Source organism: Microcystis sp. M_OC_Ca_00000000_C217Col, from assembly GCF_007095585.1.
GTDB lineage: Bacteria > Cyanobacteriota > Cyanobacteriia > Cyanobacteriales > Microcystaceae > Microcystis > Microcystis panniformis.
In genome coordinates this window covers 1-4818 of the sequence record NZ_SFBV01000143.1, presented here as the reverse complement: position 1 = coordinate 4818, position 4818 = coordinate 1, and the positions used below count along the sequence as shown (strand labels likewise).

2 protein-coding genes are annotated in these 4818 nt (G+C 47.8%); both read left to right on the top strand.

What is annotated here, in order from left to right:
• The first annotated feature begins 392 nt into the window (after positions 1–392).
• Positions 393–4712, top strand: a complete 4320-nt coding sequence (locus EWV66_RS08360; RefSeq protein ID WP_287108754.1) for a DUF8508 domain-containing protein — start codon at positions 393–395, stop codon at positions 4710–4712.
• Between the two features lie 26 nt (positions 4713–4738).
• Positions 4739–4818, top strand: an 80-nt coding sequence (locus EWV66_RS24060; RefSeq protein ID WP_502705659.1) for a transposase-like zinc-binding domain-containing protein, incomplete at its 3' end; no start/stop codon positions are given.

Here is a 4818-nt window from a genome sequence, read left to right as displayed (position 1 = left end):
CCCTCTTTGATTAGAAAAGATGATAAAAAAGCTGATTTCTCAACAGAAAAACTTATCTTAAATTCGGGCTGATTTTTGAGAGTTTTTGTTTTTTACTTTTTCAGCAAACCCTATCTAGATGTTAAAGAAAGTCCTATAGCGTTGTTTTTGGGTCTATTATTTTAAGTGCTTTTCCCATTAGAAATTTTTCAGACCCTATCACCGCAGGTTGTAGAAAAAAAGTCGGTATTCGATGAATACCACTCTATATTCGATGGAATCAGAAATTATTCGTCTGTTTCTACCTGTATTTTTTTACACACGGGACTTTTGCTCGATACTCCCCATCGTCACAGATAGACGAAATAAACGGAGCGAGTGTAATTTATCCAGATACAAAGGACAAGAAAGCGATGATTACTTTTGACGATCCAACCGCACTAGAGTTACCTCTTCTGGGACAAGATGATATTTACAACGACCTGAACATAGGCGAGACCGAGACAACCTTTTCGGAAACTCTCCGCATCCGCGACATTCAGGTAACTGGATTAGTATCGGACATGACAGGGACGCTGGTGAGCGATGTAGCTGGAATCTTTACGGCGATCACCAGTAATGGCTTTCACCTACAAGATCCCAATCCAGACGACGATCCGCGAACCTCGGAAGGCATCTTCGTCTTTAGGAACCGGCAGGACCTCATTGATGATATAAACGGACTGAATATCAACATTGGAGCGTCGGTTCAAGTCAGTGGACTGGTGCAGGAAAGACAACTGGATGTTATCAGCGAAGAAGGCGTTAGCGAACCCGCACTAGAGTTACTTCTTCTGGGACAAGATGATACTTACGATACTTACAACGACCAGAACATAACCTTTGACGACCAAGACACATACGATGATCCTTACGATATTTACAACGACCAGAACATAGCCGAGACAACCTTTTACGATCAGGACACAGCCGAGACAACCTTTTCGGAAATTCGCATCCGCGACATTCAAGGAACTGGATTACAATCGCCCCTAGAAGGGCGGGTGTTGCGCGATGGTGGATTTGTAGTCGGAATCGTCACGGGGTTCGCTACTAATGCTAATGGTTTTTACCTACAAGACCCCGATCCAGACAACGATCCGCGAACCTCGGAAGGTATCTTCGTCTTTACGGGATCGGAAAGATTCAAAGAACTTAATCTCACGGTCGGCGACTCGGTTCGAGTCAGTGGACAGGTGCAGGAAAATCGACCGAATGTTACTATAAACGGCGAAAGAGTACCCGACTTGACTGTTCTCAGTACCACACAAATTGCTGCCAATAGAGACACGAACACAATCGACGTGTTAAGTTCGGGCAATCCCTTACCCGCCCCCATTCTCATCGGATCGGGAGGTCGCGTACCCCCCAACCAAATCATCGCGGGAGCGAACTTTTCCCCTGACACCTTCGACATTACCTTAGATTTAAACACTGGGATCGGCTTCTATGAAAGCTTGGAAGGAATGCTGGTAACGGTACAGGATACCATGGCAGTCAGTCCAACGATTATCCGAAGTACTAGCTCGGATTCAATATGGACGGTGGCGAATCGAGGGGCCGACGCTACCGGCATCAACAGTCGCGGTGGTATTGGCATCGCTCCAGATGATTTCAACCCCGAACGGATTCAAATCAGCGCCATAGACCTGCCACAAGTTGATGTAGGCGATCTCTTAGGGAATCTGACGGGGGTAGTTGATTATGCGTTCGGTGACTACCGGGTCTTAGTAACCGAACCGGTTCAAGCTACTCCTGGCGGATTGCAGCGGGAAGTGACGAATCTAATAGGCACGGCAGATAAGCTAACGATCGCCAGTTATAACGTGGAAAATCTCAATCCCACTGAATCGAACCCAGGTGGCCTCGAGAGATTCGGCGTACTCGCCAATCAAATCGTCAATAACCTGAGAGCTCCCGATATTATCGGACTTCAGGAAATTCAAGACAACAACGGCCCGATCAACGACGGTACGGTAGCGGCGGATTTAACCTATCAAGCTTTAATCGACGCGATCACGGCCGCAGGCGGTCCTACCTACCAGTTCCTGAATATCGATCCCGTCGATGGTCGAGATGGGGGTGCGCCAGGTACTAATATTCGAGTTGGCTATCTCTATAACCCTGATCGTGTTAGCTTTGTAGAAGGTTCCCTCCGACGGATCACCGACCCCATCGCCACGCCCGATAATGATGGTGCTTTTACCAACAGTCGCAAGCCTCTAGTCGCCACCTTTACGTTTAACGGACAGGAAGTGACGGTAATTAACAATCACTTGACCTCCAGACGCGGTGGCAATGGTTTATTTGGCAATGTTCAACCCCCCAATATTGGCGGTGCGGATGTACGAGCCAATCAAGCTACGGTTATCAATAGCGAAGTCAACGCAATTTTGGCGGACGATCCCAATGCTAACGTGGTGGTTTTAGGGGATCTTAACGGCTTTGATTTTGAAGAGTTCCAGCAAATTCTCAGTGGTGGGGTGCTAACCAATCTTTCTCAAACCCTGGATGTCAGAGATCGCGCCACCTTCAACTTCCAAGGTAACTCCCAAGCCTTAGACCATATTTTGATAACCAATAATCTCGCCAGTAAGGCCGAGTACGATATCGTTCGTGTCAACGTTGATTTTCTCGATCAGCCCGCTGATCATGAACCCATCCTTGCAACTCTCAACTTGCCGCAACAATCCCAGAGTTTTACCCTACAAATTCTACAAGCCTCCGATCAAGAAGCGGGTATTCCGGCTTTTCAAGATATTCTGGGCTTCTCGGCGGTAATGAATGCCTTGGATAACAAGTACACCAATACGCTGAAATTAACTACGGGAGATGTTTACATTTCCAGTCCCTTCTTTAATGCCAGCCGCGATATTTATGATAACGCCACAACGGGTAATCCACAGGCCGATCAAGGGGGCATCGCCGACATCCTGATTAACAATGAATTAGGCTGGGATGTGGCCTCGGTGGGCAACCATGAATTTAGCGGTGGTGCTGGTTCTTTCCTCAACCTAGTTGCCCCGAATCCTAATTGGGTTAACGGACAGAATGGCGGTGTCGGTATCGGACCTGGAGGCTATCCTGGAGCGGCATTCCCCTATTTAGCCAATAACCTCGATTACAGTCGGGCTACCCTTCCCAACGGTTTAGCCGTGGTCGCTAACGGGGGAGCGCCTTTACCCAATACCCTAACCGGAAGCGTGGTTAAGGACTTTAACGGCGAAAAAGTGGGAATTATCGGCATTGTTACCCCCTATCTCAAATCGATCGCCGATACGGGAGCGATCGAGGTAACGACCCGAGATATCAACGGCAACGTGATTACCGGAACGACTTCCGTGGATGTGCAAGTGGACTCCATCATCCGCAACATCACCCCCGAAGTCCAAGCTTTAAGCAATACGGGTATCAATAAGATTATTTTGATGACTCACCTGCAAGAATCCCGCATCGAAATCGCTTTGGCCGAGGAAATGGCAGCCCTCGGGTTAGGAGTTGATCTGCTTTTTGGGGGTGGTTCTCACCAACAGATGTCTTCCAGTACCGGAGTTCCCCCCCTACGGGAAGATGAAACCCAACAAAATAACGGACAGTTATTGCAACCCTTTCCCCAAGTGTACGGGGGTGGAGATAATCGGGTTATTTACGTCAATTCAGCCGCAAATTATCGCTACTTGAATCAATTGGTCGTCACTTTTAATGATCGAGGTGTAATTACCACGATTGGAGATGATAGCGGTCCTTATGCCACTGATATTGCGGGAGTCGATCGCCTCTACGATGAATCGATTACTACTTTTGACCAAGTAAGAGCCAAAGCAGATCAAGATATAGTCGAAATTGTCGATGGGGTGCGAGGCTTCGTTGACATCCTAGACGGTACGATCTTCGGTCAAACCGATGTTTTTCTCAACGGGGTTCGGGGCGATGTGCGTACCCAAGAAACCAACTTGGGTAACTTGACCGCAGACGCTCAAGACTTCTACGCCGAAGCCTATTTGAATGAGCATAACCTACTTCCTGGCTTTAACCGGATCGATATTTCCTTCACCAATGGCGGCTCGATCCGCGATCAGATCGGACGGTTCGCGATCGGAGACTCGGGAATCATTCCCCTGCCCCCGCAAGCGAATCCCGATGTGGGCAAAGAGGAAGGGGATATCTCACAACTCGATATTTCCAATTCCCTACGCTTTGACGGCGATATCGTTGTCGGTACAGTGAACGCCACCGGATTCCTGCAACTGGCCGAACACATGATTTCTTCAGTGGAAACGGGGAACGGTCGTTTTGGTCAAATTGGTGGCTTTAACTTTAGTTATGACCCCAACGCTCCAACCAGTCAACGGATTCGCAGTCTTGCCTTAGCAGATGCAACGGGCAATAGTGTCCAAACCATTGTGAAAAATGGGGAATTAGTGGTTGCTTCTAACACCATTTTTAGTGTCGTTACCCAAGGTTTCCTGGCAAATGGCGGTGATAGTTATCCCACGGTGATCCAGAATATCCAACGCTTAACCGATTTTGACGAACCCGATTCTCTGGGGAACGCCAATCTCCGACCCGGACGGATACAGGATGCCTTTGCCGAGTATCTTTCGGCTTTTTACAACAATGACAACCGACAACAGCCCTTTAACCAAGCCGACACTCCCCAATCAGAAGATCAACGGATTCAAGGCGTTGCATAATAGAGATATGAATGGAGGAAATCAAAATGCAATGCCCTGAATGTAAATCTACCCATATCCGTAAAAATGGCATCAATAAACAAGGTAAACAAAATCATATTTGTGT

Coding starts and splice junctions, on each gene's coding strand:
- EWV66_RS08360 (WP_287108754.1), top strand. CDS start 393: ATGATTACTTTTGACGATCCAACCGCACTAGAGTTACCTCTTCTGGGA.